Source organism: Mojavia sp., from assembly GCF_059505145.1.
Genome location: NZ_JCACKA010000074.1, coordinates 303,398 through 327,431 on the forward strand (window position 1 = coordinate 303,398; position 24,034 = coordinate 327,431).

Consider the following 24,034-nt stretch of genomic DNA (forward strand, 5'->3'; position numbering starts at 1 on the left):
TTATGCAAATAACTATTCCGCATCATCTACAAAGCACCTATAAATTAATTCAATGTGCTTTTCCTAATGGTATTGAACCAGAAAATTATGAACCACTTTTAGCATTACTAAGCGAAGAGATGTCAGATAGAAACTTAGCGCAAGTAATTGCTTACTACGTTGGTAAAGAATATAGTGTGGTACTCAACGATGTATACCGAGTACAGTCAATTGATATTCCTAAAGCTGAAGCTATTGCTAATTTAAAAAATAATTTATTTAGTTGTGGTTATCAACAGTGGCTAGAGGAATTATTTTAAATGAAGCGATGAGGGTCTGCGCTACAGGAGGTGATACCTACGGTAAGCTACGCTAACGCACAAAGTATTCGCTTCAGCTAGGATAAACATAAACGAGCAATTATTGTTACTTTATGGAAGTATCAAAATAGACTATTCGCAAAGAGAATACGCCGATAGAACCGAAACCGCATTTTTAGAAGGCTGGTCGTAGAATGTGTAGATAAATTAAAAAAGGAGTAAGGACGTGCAAAGTATACTTTTAAGCCGCGAAGAAGTTGCACGACGTGCTAAAGAATTATACGACAATGGCATTCGTCAACAAGTGGAACGAGAAGAAAACATCGGTAAGATGGTGATTATCGATATAGAAACAGGTGAATACGCTGTTGATAAAGTAGGCATAGAATCAGCTCGATATTTACGCAATAAACACCCATTTGCTCGACTTTTCGGCATTCGTATAGGCTATAAAGTTGCTGCTTCCTTCAGTGGGAAGATGGAGCGTGATTATCGGTGATTTCTGGGATTATCAAAAATGGACGTGCTACTGTTAACATAATATTCCGACTCCCAAATCAACCAGACTTTAGTATTGAATTTGTTATTGATACAGGTTTTACAGATTTTCTTTCCCTACCTCCAGCGGCGGTAATTGTGTTGGGTCTTCCTTTTGTTTATGATATGTATGTAAATTTAGCTAACAATAGTAATGTCATCTTACCAGTACATCAAGCTACCATTATTTGGAATGGAGAAGAACGGGAAGTTAATGTACTCGCTACAGAACGATTACCTCTATTAGGTACAGCTTTACTTGATGAGCATGAACTTGTAATACAGTTTACTGAAGGTGGTTTAGTAACACTTGAAAAGTTGTAGTTCCAGTCTGAATATATAGCAGTTCTATCAACAGTGCCGCGAATTGTCGCCCCACAAGTTGAGTACGATTAAAAATTTTAGATTTGGGATTTGAGTGTAAATCTTAAGGCTTTATTGGATGTGCGTGGGTTAACTCCCACAATACTCTTCTGCAAAAAATTTAGTGTGCGGCTAAGATGAAGCACATAAGAAAAAACCGACTGGCTGTATCGCTCTACCAGTCGGCAACTAACTATTCTAGGAAGAGGCTTAACAATTGAGAATCTGCCAAAACCTTGCCTTATAATTGCAGCTACTAAGATTAGGATTGTTAAATGTGGATTTAGAAAGCCTAATCTCAGCTTGTATCGTATAAGACAGAGTTTATTTTGTTTTCAGCACTCTTGCCTATAATTGGTAGATGCGATAGTCGTATTCTTAATGCTTGTTATGGGTTAGCGCAAAACCCAAGTTGTTTATTAAATATACCTTTAGCGTCAAAATAATCAAGGTATTTGTTCCACTTTCTTAACTGGCTGAAAACTTCTATGACTCCTCACGAAAGTGATGCAAAAGATGCTCCTACGTCGTCGAAAATATGGCGTAGTTGGCAGGAAAATCTCACTCTAATTACGATCGCCTTGTGTTTGGCATTTGTAATCCGAACTTTTATTGCCGAACCTCGCTATATCCCTTCTGAATCGATGTTTCCCACCTTGCATACAGGCGATCGCTTGGTGGTGGAAAAACTATCTTACCGTTTTCACCCTCCTGCAACCGGAGATATTATTGTTTTTCAGCCACCAGCAGAACTGCAACGTCGGGGATATCCTAAAGACCAAGCTTTTATCAAGCGCGTGATTGGTGAGCCTGGAGAAATAATCAGCGTTGCTCATGGCAAAGTTTACCTTAACGGTCAAGCCTTGCAAGAAGACTACATCGCTGAACCACCAAATAGCCCTTACCCACCACAGCAAGTTCCTGAAAATGAATTTTTTGTTATGGGAGATAACCGTAACGATAGTAATGACTCTCGCTACTGGGGCTTTTTACCTAGAGCAAATATTATTGGCCGAGCAACATTTCGCTTTTGGCCTCTTAGTCGTATCGGGTTCATTTAATTAGTCAGTAGTCAGTTAACAACCTGTTAACTGAGACTCAAAATCTTAAATAATACATTAACTGGGCGATCGCATCCCCAGGTAACTCTAGGCGACGCTGAAAATCAACTAAGTTGCGGTAAGGCCCAGAAGATAGCCGATTTTGCACTACTGCTTGCGCCATAGACATATCTATAAAGGGAATTTTTGCCAGGTTCTCAACTGTTGCTGTATTTGGATTTACCAAAGGCGTAAGATTATCTAGAGATTCTTCGTCATAGTAAACAAAATTAAGCAACTGCTTTAGTGGTGCTAGCCGTTGTACTGGTATAGCCAAAGCCGCAGCTATATCTTCAATACAGTAGAATTTCACACCTGAACGCGAAAGTTCCACCAGCGATCGCGCTTGGTGAATCGATAACCCAGGTAGGCGTAACCAATCATCTACAGTTGCTTGATTGGCATCAATTTGGATACCCAGTTGCACTGCCATTTGAATTTCTTCCCCAGATTGTAGTCTATAGTACGGGTCGTTAAGGAGCTTGGCACGGAGTTTTTGCAACTTGGGGTTCAAAGGTAGCCAGTTATTCATAACATTTCGCTGGTATCAAGAAATTTGGTCTAGCATCTGGCGGCGCTTTTGCTCAAATTCGTACTCAGAAATTAATCCATCTTGACGCAAAGCATCTAACTCGCGCAAAGCGTCTGCGATCGCTCCTACCTGATTGCTGACTTGCTGTAAATTTTTAGCCGCCGACTTACCAAAATTAAAATTACGATCAAAAGCTTCTTCGTCTTGGGCTAAGTACCACACTCCCTCAATAGCACTAGCTACCTTGGGAATAGGCGTCCAGGAAAGCAAAACATATAAAATACCCCATAACGGCTGTCCTAAATAAAACTTATGCAATCCTGAAACTGTCAGCGTGCCAGCAAAAGCTAAAACAGCAGCAACACTACGGCTTTTTCGCTTAGTCAACATATTCTTAAATTTACTACTATATTTCTCACAATCAGATAGTCATCGTAGCAAAGCGCCTGCATAAATTCAGCATTAGTGTTATCGTACCTAACACCGAATCTCTGAATCCATTTTATTAATTCCAGCTAGGAGTTATTAGCTACCTATAACTTAGGTAAATTAAGAAAATTTGTTCATAGTACATTAACTGCTGGCAGTGCCTAGCTGGTAAGCACAGTTGTTCTATAAACAGGCGATCGCTTTCGATGCAGAAGCTTAATCTAAAGTTCTCAGTAAATTCTCCTAATTAAGGCAAAAATTAAATACACTCAATTTAGTTAACTTCTCACCACACAAATCTGATATGCTCCTCCCGCAAGAAGCTGTCCCTATAATTACTGAGGTTATAGTGAAACCAGAGGACTTGGCATTAGATGAAACAAGCAATGCCAAACCATCTGTTAACAAATACGCTCAACGGCACTATCAGCGGGCTATTGAATATAATAACCAAGCTAACTGGACACAAGCTGTACAAGAACTGCGGGATGCTATTAAACTAGAGCCAAATAATAGCGACTATCATGCATTACTAGGGTTAGTACATCTCCAACAGAATCTTCGTGGGATGGCAATGGTTTATATCCGTCAAGCATTAAAACTGAATCCCCAAAACCAGCTAGCTTTAAAATACGCTGCCAATTTGAAAATTAAACAAGGTGAAAACACCAATCCCAAATCAATGGCAACAGCTATAAGTATTGCCGCTATATTAAGTTTCTTTTCAGCGCAGCCACGCTCTGGAGTCAAGTGGTGAAATTTCGCTAAATAACCGTACTCAAACCGAAGCTTGATCCTTAGATGATTGCCCTAGACTAGAATGAAAATATAAGCATAACCATAAGCTACTGAGGGTTAGTACTCAGTTGAATATTAAGCAAAATGGGATTCTTTGATTCTGATATAGTTCAGCAAGAAGCAAAACAGTTGTTTGACGATTATCAAGCACTGATTAAGGTTGGCAACAATTACGGCAAATTTGACCGCGAGGGTAAAAAGCTGTTTATTGAGCAAATGGAAGCCATGATGGATCGCTATCGCATCTTTATGAAGCGCTTCGAGCTATCAGAAGATTTCATGGCACAAATGACTATGGAACAGATGAAAACTCAGCTAGGTCAGTTTGGGGTAACCCCCCAACAAATGTTTGACCAAATGCATCTTACCTTACAGCGGATGAAGTCCGAGTTAGAAAAGCAACCATAGGGACTAGGAATTAGGGGCTAGGGATTAGAGACTACAGATAAAAAATCATTATTCAAAACAGCAAATCTAAAATTTCCAGAACTCATTACCCAGTACCCAGAGTACTTAATCCTTATTTCTTATCCCTAATCCCTAATCTCCAGCCTCTTTAATTCGATTTTGGTCGAGGAAACTGGGATGGTGGTTTAAAGTTCTCAACGGGCACATTCTTTAATGCCTTCTCCATGAACTCACGCCAGATAGGAGCTACCATTACACCACCGGTTGCACCACTGGCTAATTGTTTGTTGTCATCCCTACCTACCCAGACAGCAGTTGTTAACTGCGGTACTGTACCCACAAACCAAATATCTTTTTCTGAAGACGTTGTGCCCGTCTTACCGGCGGCAGGGCGTCCTATAGCCGCATTTTTACCAGTACCATCAGTAATTACCGAGCGCATCACATCGATAATTGCTGCTGAAGCCCAAGGATCAAGAACTAACTGGGGTTTAGGCGTATTGTCTAGCAATACGTTGCCGCTACTATCGGTAATCCGCACAATTACCGTTGGTGGCGACTGCCAACCGTAATTGGCAAACGTAGCATAGGCGCTAGCCATTTCCAGAGGTGTGACACCAATTGCACCTAAAGGTAAAGAACTTACGGGTTCCATCGGACTCATAATACCTAAAGTGCGGCAGGTTTCGATAACTTTATTCATCCCCACAGCCTTACCAACCTTAATTACGGGAATATTGCGAGACTGGGCTAGGGCGGTACGAATTGACATCGATCCCGAAAAACCACCATCATAATTTCTGGGAAAATACCAACCATCACCGTCTCGATAACTGACTGGTGCATCTAGCACCGTTGTATCTGGTGCAAACTTACCATTGGCAAAACCAGCATAGTAAACAAACGGCTTAAAGGAAGATCCAGGCTGACGCTGGGCTTGAGTTGCACGGTTGAATTCGCTGATTTTGGGGTCTACACCACCGACCAATGCTTTGACAAAATGCGTCCGGGGATCAATTGCTACCAGAGCTATTTGGTTTTTAGATAATCCCAGCCCCTTAAGCCTCTGATGCGACTGAACAACAATTTGCTCCGCCATTTTTTGAAATTCGGCATCAACTGTCGTTTGTACCCGCATCCCGCCTTTTAGCAGTGCTTCACGCCCAAACTTCTTCGCCAACTCTTGCGCTACAGCATTAGTCACATAAGGTAAGGCACTACCTTGAAATGACTTAATCCTACCTAGTTTGATTTCTTGCTTGAGGGCGTCGTCATACTCTTGCTGGCTGATCCAATTCAAGTCCAGCATTCGTCCTAGCACTTCCTTTTGTTTCTGTTTTGCCAGTTTCATGCTCGCAAATGGGCTGAATTCTTCTGGCGCTTGGATTAAACCAGCCATCATTGCCGATTCACCCAAGGTTAAAAATTCCGATGACTTATTAAAGTAACTGCGTGCTGCGGTTTGAACGCCATAGTTGTTATGACCCCAATAAACTTGATTGAGGTACATCTCTAAAATCTGGTCTTTGGTAAGAATTTGCTCTAAGCGAATTGCCAGCACTCCCTCCGCCAGCTTTCGGGTAAAGGCACGCTTGCGAGACAAAAACAGGTTCTTCACTAACTGCATCGTAACGGTAGAGCCACCTTCCTTGACTCCGCCTGCTACCAAGTTAACGACCACAGCACGACCAACACCGGTAGGGTTAATACCGTGATGAGTGTAGAAATGACTATCTTCGCTTGCTAGTACCGCCCGTTTTAAATTTGGAGAAATTTTATCTAGGGGTATGACTTCCCGATTCGCTTCCCCGTGAATACTCGTTAACAGTTTGCCTTTAATGTCATAAATATAAGTAGTTTCTGAAGGAAAGAAGTTACGTAATTGCCTAACATCCGGCAAATTACGAAAACTAATAGCTAGCCCAACCAATCCTCCCGCTACAATTGAACTTGCCAGCATCGTGATTGATAATAGAGTTCCGCCAGCTACCTGACCTACTCCTTTGAAAAACTCAAAACCTGATGAAGCCTTACTTTGGGCTTCTTTGTCTTCAAAAAACCTTGACGACACGGCGATTTCACTTCCTCACTTGTAGATATTAACTGTAATTCCTTTGACGAAGCAAGGCGGTTAATTTTTTGCAATTATAGTAGTTTGGCAGAATAAGAGAGCGGACAAATTGCCAGTGAACAGAACCAACCCAACTTCTCAAGTCGAAAACTTAATTAATAGCGAATTTACTAGTATGACGCAAGATTTTGCTTGGTTGCGTCGTGGTGTAGCTGAAATTTTCCCACAACCAACTGATGCTGATAGTGAAAGTGACAGTTTAGAAAAGTGCTTGGCTAATACAAACCGACCTTTAAGGGTCAAGTTGGGTATTGATCCAACGGGCGCTGATATTCATCTAGGTCATAGCATACCAGTACGAAAACTGCGAGCTTTTCAAGATGCCGGTCATACAGCAGTTCTAATTATTGGTGATTTTACGGCTCGCATTGGTGATCCGACAGGTAAATCTGAGGTGCGTCGCCAACTGACAGAGGCAGAGGTAGCGCAAAACGCCCAGACTTATCTTGATCAAGTGCGTCCTATATTGGATTTTGACACACCTGGAAGGTTAGAGATACGTTATAACTCCGAATGGCTTTCCCGCCTGGATTTGGGAAAAATTTTAGAGTTACTCTCAACGATGACGGTAAGTCAGATGTTGGCTAAGGAGGGATTTGCAGAACGCTATAAGAAAGAGAATCCAATTTTCCTCCATGAGTTCCTCTATCCATTGATGCAGGGGTATGATTCAGTTGCCGTCGAGTCTGATGTGGAATTAGGCGGAACTGACCAAAAATTTAACATAGCTGTGGGCAGAGATTTGCAACGTCATTTTGGTCAAAAGCCTCAATTTGGGTTGCTGCTGCCAATTTTAATTGGCACAGATGGTGTGCAAAAAATGTCCAAGTCTCTAAATAATTATATAGGCTTGTCTGAACACCCGTCTGATAAGTATCAAAAGTTGCAGGGAGTTCCAGACCAGTTACTAGCACAATATTTTGAACTTTTGACAAATTTATCTTTGGATAAGTTGCCAGAAAATCCACGCGATCGCCAAATGCTTCTGGCATGGGAAGTTGTCAGACAGTACCATGGCGATCAAGTTGCGAATGAAGCTAAAGAAGCAGCAAAAAGCGGTGGTAAAGAAGGTGCTGTCCCTGAATTTTCTTTAGCTGGGATACCACAGTTTCCGGTGAAGTTGGCTTATCTTCTCAATGCTAGCGGTTTGTGCAAAAGTAGCGGTGAAGGCAAGCGAAAAATTCAAGAGGGTGGAGTGTACTTAGATGGCGATCGCATTAAAGATGTTGATACCACTTTCCAGCAGCCCAGTGAATTATATGGAAGAGTTCTGCAAGTGGGAAAAAATAAGTTTATGCGCTTACTACCTTAATCTGAGTTAAAGAACCGCTAATGAACGCCGAGCAGCGAATTATTGTCCCTTTGGATGTGCCGGATGAAAAAAGTGCGATCGCCCTTGTGGATCAACTGCCACAAGTAAGTTTCTGGAAAGTTGGTTTAGAGTTATTTACCAGCACTGGGCCAAAAATTCTAGAGGAGCTAAAATCCCGGCAAAAGCGTATTTTCCTGGATTTAAAGTTTCACGATATCCCTAACACCGTTGCTGGCGCTTGTCAGGCTGCGGCTCGTTACGGGGTGGATTTGCTGACAATTCATGCTACTGCTGGTAAAGATGCCCTGAAAGCGGCAACTGAGGCAGCACAAACAGGGGCGGCACAGGCGGGTGTTGAACCGCCGAAATTGATTGCCATTTCTCTACTGACAAGTATTTCTGCCAGAGAGTTAGCATTTGATTTAAAAATTCCTCTGGAATTGCCAGAATACGCCCTAGCAATGGCACTGCTAGCTCAAGAGGCGGGGCTGGATGGGGCAGTTTGTTCGCCCCAAGAGGCAGCACAGTTGCGGCAAACTTGCGGGGATGATTTTTTGTTAGTTTGTCCGGGGGTACGCCCCATTTGGGCAGACAAGGCGGATCAAAAGCGATCGCTCACTCCAGCACAAGCTATCAAAGCTGGCGCAGATTATTTAGTAATTGGGCGTCCCATCACTAATGCTACCGAGCCTGAGTTAGCCTGGAAAAGGATTTCTGAGGAGATAACTACGCTGGCATGAAGGCAGGAGTCAGAAAGAGAAGAAAACGCTTGTGGCTGATATGTGGCTTCTGGCTGGCAATAGCAAATAGCTTTGATAACTCAGCATTTTCGCAAAACATCACCCCCTCTCCGTCAACACAGAGGGGGGTAGACAGTAATAAGGTAGAGTCTTTTTGCTCTCAGCAAGATTTAGAAACTTTAATTACTCAATTATTGCGCGATTTACCTAGCTACAGCAATCGCATTAGTCAACGCGCCCGTCGTCTGAGGAGAAGTGCTGATATTTATAGCTATATGCAGGTAGCAGGTAGGCCTGAGTTTATACCATTGCCCCTAAACCCTGGTGGATATACCGCAGATAACTCCAAAAGTACAGCCTCAGGAGTTGAGCAGGTTTTCTTTACTACCTTAGAGCGGCAGTACATCGATCAAAAAGCGATAGAATTGCAGCAATTTCACTGGCTATTCTTGACTAAAACTCAAAGTGGTTGGCGTTTGGTAATGATGTTTACCCAAACTGGTTCTTATCCCAAGCGACAACCGCCATCCCCGCCACGAGATAGCAGTAATAGTGCTATTGCCCAAGCAATCAATGCTTGGTTACGGGATTGTGAAGCGAGTAGTGTGCGGATGCGTACCGTAAATTAAAAGGTTTGAAGTACCAACTTTTTTGCCTGTAATGCTCATCCTTATTTAAACTTAATCGCTGTGGCAGCTAATTATACACCAACACCAGCTTATTGTAATTAAATATACATAATGTTCAGCGATAGCCACAGCTTGTATCAGAATTATCTTAATAAAGCAATTAGAGCAAACCCCAAAAGTTATAGATAAATATGCTGCGATTTCATTAGGAATCGTATCTTTAGTTAGAGGACAATTTCACTAATAATTCGTTCTACTTAAGTAAGTACAACAACGTACAAACTCACCCGGTTTAAGAAGTGATAAGTGTAGCGTTAATTATAACCACTATCATCATTTTTCTTGGCTAAATTGGCTTTAAACCGTTATGTTTGATGAGATTTTTATTTTTTTCATGTCTGAATTAAATACATATTTATTTCAAATATAAAAACAATTGTTTATTCCTGTGAAATTGCGAACTAGAAAACTATGCTAACTAAAACTACTAAACACGGATTAGGAGTATTTGCCAAAGCTCAAGAAGTAGAGCCAGCAATAAACGCTTTGAAAGAGTCAGGCTTTCCCATTGAACAAGTTTCTATTATTGGCAAAAATGTAGAACAAGGCGATCGCCTGGCCGAAGCAGAGATGAGCGATCGCATTGGCGATCAAGATGTTAATGCAACGGGAGCTGTAGGAGACACACTTTCAGCAGCTACTTGGGGTACTTTGTTACTTGGTATGAGCAGTTTGGCGCTTCCCGGTTTAGGCGCTGTACTGGCTGCGGGTTCTGTGGGCGTAGCGTTAGTTACTAGCATTGGAGGTGTGGCTGTAGCAGCATCAGCAACTCAGAATTTAGTTAAGGCTCTAGCTAATTTAGGTATACCTGAAGAACGGGCGAGTGTTTATAGCGATCGCCTCCAGCAAAGTTATTATTTGCTCATACTTAATGGCACACATGAAGAACTCAATCGTGCTGAATCAATATTGCGTGAACATGATATTCAAAACTGGGGCATTTATGATTCCCCAGAAGCTAAAAACGAATAAAATCAATATCTGCAACGCTTTTTTGCCAACACCTATTTCCAGTGTCAGAGTCGGATAGTTCACAGTAAATGAACTACCGACTCTGAAACTTTCCAACCTAATTATTTAATCAACACAAACGCCAGCGATCGCATTAACTGTCACTAGTTTTTTGAATTTCATCAAACTTGGCACGTACCGCCTGTATATCCTGCCACATTAACCATTTAGGCGCGCCTTTTTCTTTAGAAGGATTACGCAGCAAGTATGAAGGGTGGAAAATTGGCATACATAAACGCCCTTGCCATTCTATCCACTGTCCGCGAATTTTGGTGATTCCGCGTTTATCGCCAGTTAAACCTTTAACCGCAGTTGCACCTGTTAACAAAATTATTTTGGGGTCAACTAGCCGAATTTGTTCTAATAAATAAGGTAAGCAAGCCGCCATCTCTTCAGTTGTAGGAACTCGGTTTTCTGGAGGACGGCATTTATTAATATTGGCGATGTATACATCGGTTTCAGTATTAAGATTCACAGATGCCAAAATTTTTTCTAGCAACTGTCCCGATCTACCTACAAATGGTAAACCCGTTTCATCTTCATTTTGGCCTGGTGCTTCCCCTACAACCATGATTGTTGCCTTGAGGTTCCCGCGTCCAACGACTGCATGAGTACGGTTGTCTCCTAACCCACAACGATGGCACTGATTACAATGCTGTGTCAATTCAGTCATATTCGCATAGGTATCGGGCGGGATAGGAATCTTGGCGTCTGTGGGAATCAGATCTCTTTTGTTAAAGGTTGAGTCGTCGAAGAGGCTGAGTTGGGTTTCACTGCTCATGACAATCTAAATTTTGGTGTCGATGCGCCTGTCTGAATCTGAATATCTGAATGAAATCTTGTTGTGTTGGGGATTTCTCAGAAATGAGTTATTACTGGAAATTGTTTTTTGACACTCTCACCGCCAAGCGGGAGCTGTGGCGGGAGATTCTTGTTTCTTAGAAACCCGCTTTTTGGCACAAGTACCAATGAGTCTTACAGTCTCTCCACAAGCTTGAATTTCTGTGTGTCCCACAGTATTTGATAGAACTTTTATTGTATCAGTTGTATCGATTCGTTTGAGCAACAATCGGTCATGAGCAAGGCAATGCCATCCTCCTTAGCCTTGCAGGATTTGAAGGCAGTCCTAATGAAAAAGGAAATGGGGACTGAAGACTGGGAGCTGGGAAAAAGCAGCTTGTGCAAAGAGCTCTTAGCAGGGGAGACAAGGGGACAAGGGGACAAGGTGAGACAGCGCTCTTGGTAGGGTTTCCAACGCCAGCCGCTCATGGGGGAGACCCCCAAGACCGCGCTGGCTCCTCCGCAGGCGACTGCGTTCCCCGAAGGGGTTCTCGAAGAGTACCCGAAGGGGGACAAGGGGAAAGAACCATGATTAACTCTTGCTTCTTGTCCCCCCATCCCCCATGCTCCTTGTCTTCTTTATCCAATGCCCAATGCCCCATGCCCCATTTTCAAGGCAGATATTTAACTGTTTGTCGATTTCCAATCTTGGTATTGCATTGCTTTGGCGTAATTGCCTATGGCGTAGCAAGCAAGTTTAAGGTTGGCTAGAGCTTGTTCTTGGCTGCGACGGTCTTTCATAGCCCTAGCTAACAATAAACGTTCTTCATAGTATGTAATCGCTTTAGCATAATCACTTAAGGCTTCACAAGCAACTCCTAAACTCCCTAGTGACTGTTCCTCGCTGCGCTTATCTTGAAGTTCTCTGGCTAATTGCAAACGCTCCTGGTAATACACAATGGCTTTAGCATAATCGCCAGTGGCATAGTAGGCATTACCTAAATTTTTCAGTACGTGAATAGCGCTGCGAAGGTTGTTCAGGGAGCGTGATAATAGTACACACTTTTCATAGTAGGCGATCGCATTTGGGTAATTGTCTAATGCATACCAAGCATTGCCCAGATTCTTTAGTACCTGTTCTTCACCGCATCGGTCTTGGAGTTCTTGCACAATTTTTAAGCTTTGCTCTTGATACTCAATTGCTCGTGCAACACTACCCAAAGCTTTATAGACCAATCCCAGATTATTCAGCGTCGCCACTTGACTACGCTTGTCTTGCTTCTGCTGGGTTATCTTTAAACATTCTTCTAAACACTGAATAGCTTTGTCATAATCGTTTAAATGACGGTAAGCATTACCCAAATGAGACAGCACTTGCATTTTTATGAATGCATTTGAAGTATCTTTTGTTAAAGATAAACACTGTTGAGAGTAGGAGATAGTGTTCTTATAGTCCCCTACGGTGTAAGCTACCAATGCTAACAAAGAAAGTACCTGTCCCTGTTTTTGGAAATCACCAACAGCTTGAAACAGCACCAGGGATTGTTCTAAGGACTTCATAGCAGTATTTAAATCACCTGCTTGCTGCTGTTGAACTCCTTGTCGCAGTAACTTGGATGCTTCTAATAACTGTCCGTCACCTTCTTGTGAAAGGACTGTCTCTTCTGATAAGCCTTGCCCAAAGTCGTGGGCAATTGTATTGCGCTTTGTTGGTTTCAAGGATTTTGCTGGGACTTGTAAGGGAACTGTATTTTTTAAGCTAGGATTTTCTTTGCTTGTAGACATCGACCAAATCCTGTTGAGTTTGGTGATGTATTTAGTATTCCCAAAATCCCAAATACATTTTTACTTAGATATTTCCTATTCTCTTGACCCTAAACTGACACTAGATGCAGTACAGCAACTGCTTTTCTAGCTTTAGAGTGTTTAATCAGGCTAAAATTCACATTAAATTAATGAGAGACGATTTACTATAACTATCGTCTAAAAAATATCTAAATTTCGGTCATTAAATACTTTTCAATGTCCAAAATATATCTAACTAAAAGCCACTACACGTTTACAGACATTTGCAATGCTGTTATGGTTTGAGGATTCAGATATTTCTCTATATCTGGCAAATACCCTCATCTATTCATTGGTGTTTTTGTATTCCAGATTTGCTCAAATTCGGCTTTAGTAATGCCAAACTCTTGAATATCCTCTTCATTTAGCGGCTTATCGCTTAACATCCCATAGTTATCTGCAAAGTGGCTGCCATCATAAAACAATACGTTTCCGTTTTCGTAAACCTCTATTTGTCTAATCGCACATAAATTATGACCAACTTCCATAAAGTAGGTGCTAGTACCCCAAGTGTCGTAATCTCCTCCCAGGGATTCATCCCAAAACCATTTACAATATTTCTTGATTTTTGTCGTTAAAGGCATAATTACTTTGCTCCTGCGAGAGGGTACTACTTCAAGTTACTTTATAGAGAATACAGTTATTGTAAATTTAGGCAAGCGGGTATTTTAAAGAAATCTAGTAAAATTCTCCTGGAAAGCGCCACAATACCTAATTTTGCTAATTCTCGATACAAAGTTTTACGCTTTGTTATAGCTTGCTGCTGAATACTTATTTTATAACTTTGTAAGAGATAGCAATAACAGTAACAATATTAGTTTACAACATTACTGCTGCCAATCTCTGCACTTTAGGCATGGCGCAGTATTTCTCGTACTTCCATTAAAATTATTCCCAACATATTTTTACCACTTCCATCAGATCCACAACCCCAGTAACTATCGATGGGAGAGTTTTCAACAATTTCTTCATTGTCTGTGGAAAGCAAAATTTCCCTAATATCTCTATGGATTTCAAATTTGCGTAATACCGCTTTTCGCATAATCTCGTCTTTTACTTGCTCCCAATCTGGACGCAGAGGACGGGTTCTTTCTCGCCCCATTTTCGCAGCATCCTTAGGAGTTCTTGCTAAACGGATTTGTTCTAAATGGAAAGTATTAATAAACTTTTGTGCTTGAAAATAGTGTTCGCTTGTATACCAATATAATCCATCTAGCTCAAAGCCATGAGGCGAAAAGTTAGAAAAACAACCATATTGTTCACGAGTAGTATAAAAGTAGATAGTCATCGAATTTATACAACAGTTCGGCAGATATGAGTAGGTCGGTGTAAAGAATTATCGTTGTGATCAGGCAGGGGGCAAGGAGCAGGGGGAAAAAGGATTTGAGTCTTGTTTATCTTTCTTTACACAGCTTGATTTTATTGTGTCGGCTTACTTAACAATAGTAATATTTTAATTTGAAATTTGTTTTTGCAAAGTTGTTATTGGCAAGTAAATTACAAATTATGCTCCTTACTAAATGTCAAAGATTATTTATATTTTACCTTTGTGTTTTTCTATGATTTGATAATGTTGTTTAACGTTAGCAGCTAGAATATTTTGCATTAACTTTTCTTGATTTTCAAACATACGCGATCGCATCTCTTTTATAAAATTTGCTGGCACTTGGTTGTTAGCAACAAATACATCACTTGGCAGTAATGTCGCTATAAAGATTACGGAAAAATCTAGAGCTTTGAAGAATCTTAAATTTTATGTTCACTGTCAGCCAATTCCCTTGGTTCATAGTAACGGCATCCCTGACAGGGGCCATTAGGATTGACAGCACAGCGGATATAGCCGGAGCGAGCATTAAATTTGCAGCTGATGTCGCCAACGAGGTAACCTACCCCTTCTAAATAGTAGCGATCGCCCTCTAATTGTCTGATGTTTTGCGGTCTTCTTACTACAGAAAAGTTCATCGCTGCTTGCCTCATCCTTAAGCGTGTCCGTAAATAATTTTTACGGATTACCCACAAGGAAAATAGAGATGGCAAGAAACCAATGACGATCACCAAAAAAGTTCTTAACACTTTTTCTTTACCTCTTTTATGCGCTGATTGATCGTCCCTTGTATTGCACTATCTTGTTTACCTAAGTGCAACTCTTAGGGCAGGTTCGCCTTTGCATTTTGAGAAGTAACATTTCCACTGCTGTGGACTAGGGAAAGTTTGTACAGGCTGCAATGGCGTATGGCACTAGCAAATCTAGGGAAGAAGCACTGACTACCACTTTAATCAGCATAGCTTTTACAGTTTAAGAGGTGTGCCGTAGTTGTATCTTTATAACTTTAAGTTTTGTTGATTAGCACTTGCGAGAAAAAGTGATTGAGTCAGCATCAGCCGTACTCATGTTTGTGCAGTGCTAGTGCAATCGCATCGTAAGTTATATAGGACTCATATTTGATTTTTGAACAAAATTCAGTACACCTTTATTCCTTCTTCCCAGTCCCCAGTCCCCAATCCCCAGTCCCTTACCTCTACGAGTGATTCAGAAATCAAATCGGATTGCTATATATAGACGTTGCTCAACACCTTGCTACTCTTAATCGCATCCGTAAACTCAGCCGTTTGATGGATACATCTATACGTATCTCTGGGATATGATTTCATACTGCACTAAATTTAATCATTAGCCTGATTCTAGAGGTTAGTGATTTTATCATTACAGCGTTTTTATTGACATCACATTTCTAGCTATGGTCTTCGGCATAGTATGCGAAGACTTAGCCAAAATGTATTTCACAAGTTAAAAGACCACTACTCGATTTGGCGAAACTACATAAGTCAAAATAATACCTTCAAACCTGATATTTAAAACAGGAGATGGACTATCATGTCACAGCAAAATGCTGCTCAACTTTTTAAAGCCGTTAAACAAGATCAAGCGCTTAAGGAAAGACTCAAAGCAACAGCTGACTCAGAAACATTCATGAAGATTGCTAAAGAGCGTGGTTATGACTTCACTATCCAAGAGCTAGAGTCTGAAATCAGCAAATTGTCTGAAGAAGATTTGGCAGCAATTGTCAATCCAGGGTGGGGGCCTAGACGTCACATTAATCCTAGATAATAGTGTGTTCAGGTAAATACCCAAAATTAAGGCTAACGTAGTGAGTCTTCCACTTGGAGTATCCCTAGCTTGAAGCAAATAGTTTTTTATTAATCCTACATTTACCTGACTCAGACATGACGATCTGAGTCAGGATAGTCAATAAATATAGGGCTTATACGTTGTACCAAAAAGCTATCAACTTGTGTTGTAAAAATTTATTGATGAGGATAAAAGTTGTATTTGATCAATACCTGAAACTAAAATTTTGTTTAGTAGCCAGCAAATAAAAATTATTAATATTTTTATTTATTAAAACTCAAATTAATTATATAGGACTCATATTTGATTTTTGAACAAAATTCAGTACACCTTTATTCCTTCTTCCCAGTCCCCAGTCCCCAATCCCCAGTCCCTTACCTCTACGAGTGATTCAGAAATCAAATCGGATTGCTATATTTTGCTCTTATGTTACTTCATCTCGTACTAATTCCCTAAATCCGAGATACATATTATTTTTGCTTGCTGCCTATTTATGGCGATATTGGAGCAAAATAGTATTAAACTGCCATGATAGGATTTTTTGGAATTTTTTTATAGCTTATTTATTTGATAGTTTCTTCGCCATTGCTCAAGATTATCTATAGTTACTGATTTAGTAATCACATTCACGCCATTTCCCCGCCAATCTAGTTCTGGATCTGTAGTAAATACTCCACATTCTAATTGCTCATTTCTGATACTCCAATATTCACTAAATCGGCTTTTTAATGTAATAACTTGTTCAAAAACTTTGTTTCTGTGCTTATTTCTTCGTTTTCTTTCTGTGGCTCCTGTTGCTTCTGTATCAATAAATTTAGTTTCAATTAAAAACAAATTACCTTGTAATGTAAGAAAAAGGAAATCACATTTTCCCAAATCTGTATAATCTGCAATCGGAGACTTTTCAAATAGTAGTAATTCAGTGCATGAGGGAAAGAATTTTTGAATATTTAAAAATAAATAAGCTTGTAATAGAAGTTCTTTATCGTAGGGAAAAGCAATCACTCCCTCAAAAAACTTTTTGATATCTTCCTGCGTTTGGGGTTGAATTCTTTTACAATATGAAACAAATTTATGTAGCTCATTGACAATCATCAAGTCCTTACTCCTTCCCCTGGTTATGGCTGAAACGCCATGGCATAAAAAGATACCATTTAGTCAGGGAAGTAATCATCCGCAAAAGTAACCAAATAAACGTCTATATAGCCATTTAGCTACGGCTATATACTGTTGACGTAGGAGTAAATTCTATGTCAAGCTACTTCAGCAATTTTAAGTATGACGATAAAAAAACGTCTTTAAACGAAACTTTAGTAGTGGTAAATTTTTTATCTTTTAGCTTCAACTACTAGTAAGCGGTTTTATATGAGCAGGAAATCTGGCATTTTGAAGAGCTATCACAGTAGTTAGAGAATCTTGCACCCAAAATTGCCTACCAAAACGGACGAGTTGACGAGAATTACCAGCCTGTACAATGCCAATCACAGGTATCTTTGCTTTTTCTTTGTCCCCTGATTGTTCTTTTAAAATCGTTCTGAGGCGATCGCGTTCTTCAATAGTAACTGCTTGTTGGGGAGTTAGTTCTACCATTACTAGTTTTACGGTATCAACTAGTTCTGCATCTTCAACAATCAATTGAGTTTGCTCGTCTCGTCGGTCTACTTTACCCCAAATAATCAACCTAGCATCAACTTGGAGTAAAGAACTAATACGTTCGTAATTTTTGGGAAAGACCACTGCTTCTGATTGTGAAGTTAAATCTTCTATTTGTAAAATCGCCATTGGATCGCCTTTTTTGGTGATCACCTTTTTCACACCATTGAGCATGACAACCGCACAAAGCATTGTGTCTTCCCTTTGTTCGCCAAGCTGCGAAAGGTTAATAGGCGCTAGAACTGAAGATGATTGTTTAAGAGACTTGAGGGGATGGTCTGATACATAAAAGCCTAAGAGTTCTTTTTCCATCCGCAATTTTTCTTGTGGTGGAAAATCGGAAACAGCTTGAGCTTTGGGAGCGATTTCAAAAGCATTATTTACAGGTTTATTACTAGTAGTAGAAAATCCCCCTAACAAATCAAAGATACTTCCCTGTCCGCTAGCTCGATCTTTGGCGCGGGATTGTGCCCAATCGTATACTAATGGTAGGTCTTGGATTAATTGGTGACGGTTGGGTTGAATTTTGTCAAAAGCTCCACAAGAGATTAGTGACTCTAAAGTTCTGCGGTTAACAGCACGCAAATCTACACGATCGCAAAAATCCCCTAGAGATTTAAACTCCCCACCTTCTTCTCTGGCTGACAAAATACAGGCGATCGCATTCTGTCCGACATTGCGAACTGCCGAAAATCCAAACAAAATTTTTCCTGCCACTGGTGTAAAATCCACACCAGAGCGATTAATATCTGGCGGCTCTATTTGAATATTCATACTCATACAGGTGGAGATATATTTCTGCACCTTGTCTGTATCGCCACTGTTAGCCGTCAACAGTGCCGCCATATACTCTAATGGATAATTAGCTTTTAAATATGCTGTTTGATAAGTTACATACCCATAGGCGGTTGAATGAGATTTATTGAAGCAATTGGAAGCTACTAAACCATTTTTGATGACAAAATTATGGTCACGCTCAACCCCAATGTCATAAACATTTTGTTCGCCTATAAATTTACGGGTAACTATTTTAACCATCTTTCCCAAGCCCCAAAAGCAAATCTGTTAAATTGTTTAATTTATAAAAATATCAACATTGTTAGCTAGACAATGCCCATACTACAAAATTTATGGCAGAGCGAACACTGCTATACTTTTACACGAAAAGAGGGACTGGGGGCTGGGGACTGGGAAGAGTTTACTCAGTAAGTACCCAATCCCCAGTACCCAATCCCCAATCCCCATGCCCCATGCCCCATGCCCCATGCCCAATCATAATGTACTAAAATCAAGGACTTGAATCACAAAGGGAGCAGTCATGGCATCCATCCGCGAGTTGCACGAACAGCTAATTAAAAAAGAACGTTCTGCTGTTGAAATCACCCAAGAAGCTTTAGAGCGCATTCAAGCTTTAGAGCCAAAATTGCACAGTTTCTTACACGTGACGGCACAACAGGCGTTAGAGCAGGCTCGTGCTGTGGATGCCAAAATCGCCGCCAACGAAGAAATTGGCTTGCTGGCGGGGATTCCTATCGGTATCAAAGACAATCTTTGTACTAAGGGAATTCCGACTACTTGCGCCTCTAAAATTTTGGAAAATTTTGTGCCACCTTATGAATCAACGGTAACGCAAAAGCTGGCAGATGCTGGGGCAATTATGGTAGGCAAAACCAATTTGGATGAGTTTGCCATGGGCAGTTCTACAGAAAATTCTGCCTATCAAGTTACGGCGAATCCTTGGGATTTGTCACGGATTCCTGGTGGTTCTTCTGGTGGTTCGGCGGCGGCGGTGGCGGCGGAAGAATGTGTTGTTGCTCTCGGTTCTGATACCGGTGGCTCAATTCGTCAACCTGCATCTTTATGTGGTGTAGTAGGAATGAAACCAACTTATGGGCTGGTTTCTCGTTACGGTTTAGTGGCTTACGCTTCATCTTTGGATCAAATTGGGCCATTCGGACGCACAGTAGAAGATGCAGCAATATTATTGAGTGTGATCGCGGGTTACGATCCTAAAGACTCTACTAGCCTCAAAGTTGATATTCCTGACTACGCCGCCAGTTTAAAACCAGACCTCAAAGCTAGAAAAAAGCTCAGGATTGGTGTAATTAAAGAAACCTTTGGTGAAGGCTTAGACTCTGTGGTAGAGCAAGCAGTTACCAAAGCAATTGATCAACTCCAACACTTGGGAGCAGAAATTCATGTAGTTTCCTGTCCCCGCTTCCGCTATGGCTTACCTAGTTATTACATCATCGCTCCATCGGAAGCCTCTGCAAACCTAGCTCGTTACGATGGCGTTAAATATGGCTTGCGTGCTGCTGACGCAGATAACCTGCTGTCGATGTACACCCGTACCCGTGCTAGTGGTTTTGGTACGGAAGTTAAGCGGCGGATTATGATTGGAACTTATGCCCTTTCTGCTGGCTATTACGATGCTTATTATCTCAAAGCTCAGAAAGTCCGCACTCTGATTAAGCAAGATTTTGATAAAGCTTTTGAACAAGTCGATGTGTTAGCCTGTCCTACTTCTCCCACCACAGCATTCAAAGCAGGAGAAAAAACTACTGACCCCTTGAGTATGTACTTAACCGACTTGATGACTATTCCTGTCAATCTTGCGGGTTTACCGGGTTTAAGTGTACCTTGCGGATTTGATGATCAGGGACTCCCCATTGGATTACAGCTAATTGGTAAGGTGCTGCGAGAAGACCAACTGTTTAATGTAGCTTACGCTTATGAGCAATCAACTAATTGGCGCGAGCGTAAACCACAACTATCTTGATATTACTGAGGAATGAATCTTAAAAACACCACTGCGATCGCAGTGGTGCAAAATTATTCAGTACATTTCTCTATTTTGTCTTCCTTGTACCAACTTCTGCCTTCCCTGTAACAGCTTCCGTCTTCACGTTTCCGTGTTCCGCGCAGTCTGTAGCAACTTCTGTCTTCCCTGTAGCAGCTTCCGTCTTCACATTTCCGTGTTCCGCGCAGTCTGTAGCAACTTCTGCCTTCCCTGTAGCAACTTCCGTCTTCACGTTTCCGTGTTCCGCGCAGTCTGTAGCAACTTCTGCCTTCACGTTTCCGTGTTCCGCGCAGTCTGAAGCAACTTCTGCCTTCACGCTATCAGAAACAGACTTGCGCTCTCAAATTCGGCAACAGATTCAAAGCCTAGAACCTAGATTCTGTTGGACTTTCGTAATTAGGAATTGAGATAAATTACTCAAGTCCGCTTAATTACTTACGATGTTAGGGCTTACGCACTGAAGTCTGAAACCCTGATCCCCCCTAACCCCCCTTAAAAAAGGGGGAACGTCTAAAGCCACGCCACTGAGGGAGTCGGGAAACCCGCAAGGGCGCAGGGCTGCCCTTTTTAAGGGGGTTAGGGGATATGAGTGCGTAAGTCCTGGATGTGTCATTGCGAGTGAAACGCAGTGGAACGACGCAATCGTAAGGACTCTGCGATTACTTCACTTCGCTATGGCTGCGTTCGTAATGACAAGTGTTTAGTCGAACATGATATTACTTAAATTTTGGATTTTAAAAAAAATCAACAAATTTACGTATGACAACTTTTTCAACATCTGTCCACTATGGAGTTATGACAATTTGGAAAAACAAGTATTAATTATGGCAAGACCTAAACGGAGTTCACGTATTCTAAGCAAAGCTGAAACACGTCTAGCTAGTATTAAATCTATCAGTCCAACTCTAGATGTAGGAGAAGGGTTGACAGTCAAAGATTATACTGACAAAATCGAACGCCTCCGAAAAAATCTAGAAGTATACAATACCACCCTCTCGACTATTGATATTTTATTAACCCAGCTCAACGAAAACGAAGAAATTTTGGCAGACTATTCTGAGAAAATTTTGCGTGGTATAGCTTATAAATTTGGTAACAATAGCCATGAGTATCAAATGGCTGGAGGTACTCGCAAAAGCGATCGCGCCAAGCGCGGTGTCGAAGCCAATCGCAAGCCTACTGTGCGTTAAAGCACGGTTGCACCTACTAGCCAAGACTAGGGCAGAAAGGCGCTTACCAATTTGAAAAAAAATGCGACAGATTGGTAGGGGCACAACATTGTTGTGCCCTGATGAATAACTTATGTGTGGAGTGATTATAGCGGTTCTCGTTTGGATGCACTACACTATAGGGCACAGCATTGCTGTGCCCCTACGAATGATCTGTATTCTAAACAATAGAGAACCGCTATATAGATCACAACGAAAGAATGCATAAATCCTAAAATTGCTCTTGAGATAATAATGGTTCAAATGATTGGTAAGCGTCATAATTGCAAAAATGTCGAGTATATAAATCAATAACATCCTCAGATGAATCAAAGTCATCATACAAAACTGAATTAACATCTACTACTTGCTGCAAAGACCAAGTAATAGTTTCTCCATTCTCATTTGTATAGCTGACGCTTTCATTTTTTCCATAATTTAAAGCCTTTGCTTTTGCTGACTCTAAAGAAGCAGCTTTAATTAGCACAAAGCTTTCTTGGTACAAAGGTTTATAATCAGGTGCATCTGAAGATGATTTATAGAGAATAATAGCGATGTAAAATGATTCTGGTCTATTTGTACTTTCAGGTGTCATCCCATTTTCCCCAGTTACTTTTTGAATCTATTATCATTCAATAACTTCCAAGCTTTTTTACCAGTTGCAGATTTATTGCTTTTGATGTCTTCTAAATAAAAGTTCAGAAATTCGCTAGGAAACTCTCGCCTAATTGATGCTTTTAGGCACACACTAATAAACGTATCAGCCAACAAACTTAAGTTGTCGTTTGCTTCACAACTATCCCCAGGTCTAAATTGGCTTATTAGTAAGGATTGCTCGGATAAACTTGTTGTGCTGTAATTGCTGTAATTATAGATTAGAGTCTTGCAGTGAGCAGCAATGGGTTGTATAAGCAATCCCATGGTGAAAAATCTAACTATTGGTAATGGTAGATATTTCGGCAGCATATAGGTAAAAAATAGCCAGTTTCTTATATTTCCATAAATAAAGAATCTTTTTCACCGGCGAAACCAAGCGCAAACCCAACGCCACAACCGATGCAACCACCCCCAAAACCCACGCCGAGAAACTACAGGCGCTTTTGGTTGCGAAAGACGCTCAATTGCATCATTGCAAAGTTGCACATTAGCATTAATTCCCATTGTCTGATACAGTTCACGCACATTGCGATAAACACCCAGCGCGTCTGATTCTCGGTTGACGTTTTGCAAAGACAAACCTAAATTAAACCAGGTGTCTGCTTCCCCTCGAATATCGCTAATCTCCCTTTTGATATCCAAAGTGGAAGAACTCAATCGCTCGTTGGTACTGTCCCAGGGAGTCGTAAGCATTGCCCAAATTGTTTAAGGAAGCACCTTCGCCATTGCGATCGCTGATCTCCCGTTTGATATCCAAAGACTGCTGGTAGAACTCAATCGCCCGTGGGTATTGTCCCAGGGAGTTGTAAGCATTGCCCAAACCGATTAAGGAAATACCTTCGCCTCGAATATTGATTTCAATATTGTTCGAGTTACTGGGGTTGGGTTCTTCTGCCATTATTGTTAGCAGGTAAAAATTTTGCTGGATGTTGTGACTGCGAACGTAGAAGTAAGTAAGGGCACGGCACTGCCGTGCCCTTACACCTGGCGATATAATGTTGTACTGTATCTAAATGGGAACTACTATAGCTGAGTTAAAAACTCACTTGGTTTGCGTCAATTTTCCCAACTTGCTTGACTGTACTTTGGTCGTAAGCATTAGCACTCATCGCAATATTGTCACCAGGTTTGTCAGTCGATGCTTGCAAAATCTTGGCTATTTCCTCTGCAAGCCCTTTATCAGCCTCTAAAATCTTCTTTAATTGCACCCGCAAGCTTACTTGTAAATCTTCATCCTCTGGATTTGCAGCCACATCCACCGCTGCTTCTTTCGCTGCTTCCTTAGCCTCTACCTTGGAATGTAACTTAGCCCAAATAGCCTTTGCTTTATTCCAAACATCCTCACCTAGTTTCTGTGATGCTCCTTCTACGGCTTTATTACCTACATTCAGCAGAAATGGCAGACAAGGCGCAAGAAACTTAACGATTAAAGCAATATCCACACATTTACGCGGTATAACATTGTTATTTATACAATGGTATGTTAGCGCATTCCCAAAATAGACAAAACAATTGCGGAGTTGCCGAATTAACTTATTGTGAAAGCGATTTAGTTTAGTAGGTTTACGATCTGCACTTTCCCCCGTACCTCGTCACTAAACTTCATACTGTG

General features: G+C 41.0%; 28 protein-coding genes. 13 read left to right on the top strand and 15 right to left on the bottom strand.

Annotated features, from left to right (window positions below; all coding sequences use genetic code 11):
• The first annotated feature begins 2 nt into the window (after positions 1–2).
• From AC5JL8_RS20425 to lepB, 4 genes are all read left to right on the top strand, one after another.
• Positions 3–299 (top strand): DUF3349 domain-containing protein, encoded by a 297-nt coding sequence (locus tag AC5JL8_RS20425; RefSeq protein ID WP_495881498.1) that lies wholly within the window; start codon positions 3–5, stop codon positions 297–299.
• 226 nt (positions 300–525) lie between these two features.
• The gene (locus tag AC5JL8_RS20430) at positions 526–798 is read left to right on the top strand and encodes a hypothetical protein (protein WP_495881499.1); all 273 of its coding nucleotides are present in this window, start codon (positions 526–528) and stop codon (positions 796–798) included.
• The gene (locus AC5JL8_RS20435) at positions 795–1,160 is read left to right on the top strand and encodes a clan AA aspartic protease (RefSeq protein ID WP_495881500.1); all 366 of its coding nucleotides are present in this window, start codon (positions 795–797) and stop codon (positions 1,158–1,160) included. Before AC5JL8_RS20430 ends, AC5JL8_RS20435 begins: the two co-directional genes overlap by 4 nt.
• A gap of 527 nt (positions 1,161–1,687) precedes the next feature.
• Positions 1,688–2,260, top strand: coding sequence for a signal peptidase I (gene lepB / locus AC5JL8_RS20440; RefSeq protein WP_495881501.1), 573 nt, complete (start codon positions 1,688–1,690; stop codon positions 2,258–2,260).
• Between the two features lie 37 nt (positions 2,261–2,297).
• Here lepB and AC5JL8_RS20445 read toward each other — a convergent pair whose 3' ends face one another.
• Both AC5JL8_RS20445 and AC5JL8_RS20450 read right to left on the bottom strand, forming a co-directional pair.
• The gene (locus tag AC5JL8_RS20445; protein WP_495881502.1) at positions 2,298–2,831 is read right to left on the bottom strand and encodes a ComEA family DNA-binding protein; all 534 of its coding nucleotides are present in this window, start codon (positions 2,829–2,831) and stop codon (positions 2,298–2,300) included.
• 15 nt (positions 2,832–2,846) lie between these two features.
• Positions 2,847–3,221 (bottom strand): NINE protein, encoded by a 375-nt coding sequence (locus AC5JL8_RS20450; RefSeq protein WP_495881503.1) that lies wholly within the window; start codon positions 3,219–3,221, stop codon positions 2,847–2,849.
• Positions 3,222–3,564: 343 nt separating this feature from the next.
• Here AC5JL8_RS20450 and AC5JL8_RS20455 point away from each other — a divergent pair, with 343 nt between their 5' ends.
• A complete protein-coding gene (locus tag AC5JL8_RS20455) occupies positions 3,565–4,017 on the top strand; it encodes a tetratricopeptide repeat protein (protein WP_495881504.1) in 453 nt (150 codons plus the stop codon).
• Between the two features lie 125 nt (positions 4,018–4,142).
• On the top strand, positions 4,143–4,466 hold the full coding sequence (locus AC5JL8_RS20460) for a DUF1825 family protein (protein ID WP_495881505.1): 324 nt from the start codon (positions 4,143–4,145) through the stop codon (positions 4,464–4,466).
• Between the two features lie 148 nt (positions 4,467–4,614).
• Here AC5JL8_RS20460 and AC5JL8_RS20465 read toward each other — a convergent pair whose 3' ends face one another.
• A complete protein-coding gene (locus tag AC5JL8_RS20465) occupies positions 4,615–6,537 on the bottom strand; it encodes a transglycosylase domain-containing protein (protein WP_495881506.1) in 1,923 nt (640 codons plus the stop codon).
• 175 nt (positions 6,538–6,712) lie between these two features.
• Between AC5JL8_RS20465 and tyrS the strand changes: the two genes are divergently transcribed.
• From tyrS to AC5JL8_RS20485, 4 genes are all read left to right on the top strand, one after another.
• Positions 6,713–7,909, top strand: a complete 1,197-nt coding sequence (gene tyrS, locus AC5JL8_RS20470; protein WP_495881686.1) for a tyrosine--tRNA ligase — start codon at positions 6,713–6,715, stop codon at positions 7,907–7,909.
• A 20-nt stretch (positions 7,910–7,929) separates the two neighbouring features.
• Positions 7,930–8,649, top strand: coding sequence for an orotidine-5'-phosphate decarboxylase (gene pyrF / locus AC5JL8_RS20475; RefSeq protein ID WP_495881507.1), 720 nt, complete (start codon positions 7,930–7,932; stop codon positions 8,647–8,649).
• Positions 8,646–9,278, top strand: a complete 633-nt coding sequence (locus tag AC5JL8_RS20480; protein WP_495881508.1) for a hypothetical protein — start codon at positions 8,646–8,648, stop codon at positions 9,276–9,278. The genes pyrF and AC5JL8_RS20480 overlap by 4 nt, the downstream gene beginning before the upstream one ends.
• 471 nt (positions 9,279–9,749) lie before the next feature.
• Positions 9,750–10,310, top strand: a complete 561-nt coding sequence (locus AC5JL8_RS20485) for a hypothetical protein (protein WP_495881509.1) — start codon at positions 9,750–9,752, stop codon at positions 10,308–10,310.
• Between the two features lie 133 nt (positions 10,311–10,443).
• Here AC5JL8_RS20485 and AC5JL8_RS20490 read toward each other — a convergent pair whose 3' ends face one another.
• From AC5JL8_RS20490 to AC5JL8_RS20510, 5 genes are all read right to left on the bottom strand, one after another.
• A complete protein-coding gene (locus AC5JL8_RS20490) occupies positions 10,444–11,130 on the bottom strand; it encodes a uracil-DNA glycosylase (RefSeq protein WP_495881510.1) in 687 nt (228 codons plus the stop codon).
• Positions 11,131–11,813: 683 nt separating this feature from the next.
• Positions 11,814–12,914, bottom strand: coding sequence for a tetratricopeptide repeat protein (locus AC5JL8_RS20495; protein WP_495881511.1), 1,101 nt, complete (start codon positions 12,912–12,914; stop codon positions 11,814–11,816).
• Between the two features lie 341 nt (positions 12,915–13,255).
• A complete protein-coding gene (locus tag AC5JL8_RS20500; protein WP_495881512.1) occupies positions 13,256–13,558 on the bottom strand; it encodes a hypothetical protein in 303 nt (100 codons plus the stop codon).
• Between the two features lie 266 nt (positions 13,559–13,824).
• Complete coding sequence (gene ybiA / locus AC5JL8_RS20505; RefSeq protein ID WP_495881513.1) at positions 13,825–14,262, bottom strand: riboflavin biosynthesis intermediates N-glycosidase; 438 nt, start codon at positions 14,260–14,262, stop codon at positions 13,825–13,827.
• Positions 14,263–14,720: 458 nt separating this feature from the next.
• Complete coding sequence (locus AC5JL8_RS20510) at positions 14,721–15,047, bottom strand: DUF6464 family protein (protein WP_495881514.1); 327 nt, start codon at positions 15,045–15,047, stop codon at positions 14,721–14,723.
• A gap of 802 nt (positions 15,048–15,849) precedes the next feature.
• Here AC5JL8_RS20510 and AC5JL8_RS20515 point away from each other — a divergent pair.
• Positions 15,850–16,083, top strand: a complete 234-nt coding sequence (locus AC5JL8_RS20515; protein WP_495881515.1) for a Nif11-like leader peptide family natural product precursor — start codon at positions 15,850–15,852, stop codon at positions 16,081–16,083.
• Between the two features lie 573 nt (positions 16,084–16,656).
• Here AC5JL8_RS20515 and AC5JL8_RS20520 read toward each other — a convergent pair.
• Together AC5JL8_RS20520 and AC5JL8_RS20525 are read right to left on the bottom strand one after the other, a co-directional pair.
• Positions 16,657–17,199 carry a hypothetical protein gene (locus AC5JL8_RS20520; protein ID WP_495881687.1) on the bottom strand — a complete coding sequence of 181 codons (543 nt, stop codon included), beginning with the start codon at positions 17,197–17,199 and terminating at the stop codon, positions 16,657–16,659.
• 246 nt (positions 17,200–17,445) lie between these two features.
• Positions 17,446–18,795 (bottom strand): helix-hairpin-helix domain-containing protein, encoded by a 1,350-nt coding sequence (locus tag AC5JL8_RS20525; protein ID WP_495881516.1) that lies wholly within the window; start codon positions 18,793–18,795, stop codon positions 17,446–17,448.
• A 280-nt stretch (positions 18,796–19,075) separates the two neighbouring features.
• Here AC5JL8_RS20525 and gatA point away from each other — a divergent pair, with 280 nt between their 5' ends.
• Entirely contained in the window at positions 19,076–20,536 is a 1,461-nt protein-coding gene (gatA, locus tag AC5JL8_RS20530) for an Asp-tRNA(Asn)/Glu-tRNA(Gln) amidotransferase subunit GatA (RefSeq protein WP_495881517.1), read from the top strand.
• 70 nt (positions 20,537–20,606) lie between these two features.
• Here gatA and AC5JL8_RS20535 read toward each other — a convergent pair whose 3' ends face one another.
• Entirely contained in the window at positions 20,607–20,873 is a 267-nt protein-coding gene (locus AC5JL8_RS20535; RefSeq protein WP_495881518.1) for a hypothetical protein, read from the bottom strand.
• Between the two features lie 508 nt (positions 20,874–21,381).
• Here AC5JL8_RS20535 and AC5JL8_RS20540 point away from each other — a divergent pair.
• Complete coding sequence (locus tag AC5JL8_RS20540; protein WP_495881519.1) at positions 21,382–21,747, top strand: hypothetical protein; 366 nt, start codon at positions 21,382–21,384, stop codon at positions 21,745–21,747.
• A 250-nt stretch (positions 21,748–21,997) separates the two neighbouring features.
• Here AC5JL8_RS20540 and AC5JL8_RS20545 read toward each other — a convergent pair whose 3' ends face one another.
• The 4 genes from AC5JL8_RS20545 to AC5JL8_RS20560 form a co-directional block, all read right to left on the bottom strand.
• A complete protein-coding gene (locus tag AC5JL8_RS20545) occupies positions 21,998–22,360 on the bottom strand; it encodes a DUF4288 domain-containing protein (RefSeq protein WP_495881520.1) in 363 nt (120 codons plus the stop codon).
• 422 nt (positions 22,361–22,782) lie between these two features.
• Positions 22,783–23,064 carry a hypothetical protein gene (locus AC5JL8_RS20550; RefSeq protein ID WP_495881521.1) on the bottom strand — a complete coding sequence of 94 codons (282 nt, stop codon included), beginning with the start codon at positions 23,062–23,064 and terminating at the stop codon, positions 22,783–22,785.
• Positions 23,042–23,320, bottom strand: coding sequence for a tetratricopeptide repeat protein (locus AC5JL8_RS20555; RefSeq protein ID WP_495881522.1), 279 nt, complete (start codon positions 23,318–23,320; stop codon positions 23,042–23,044). Before AC5JL8_RS20555 ends, AC5JL8_RS20550 begins: the two co-directional genes overlap by 23 nt.
• 136 nt (positions 23,321–23,456) lie before the next feature.
• The gene (locus AC5JL8_RS20560; protein WP_495881523.1) at positions 23,457–23,864 is read right to left on the bottom strand and encodes a hypothetical protein; all 408 of its coding nucleotides are present in this window, start codon (positions 23,862–23,864) and stop codon (positions 23,457–23,459) included.
• Between the last annotated feature and the right edge of the window lie 170 nt (positions 23,865–24,034).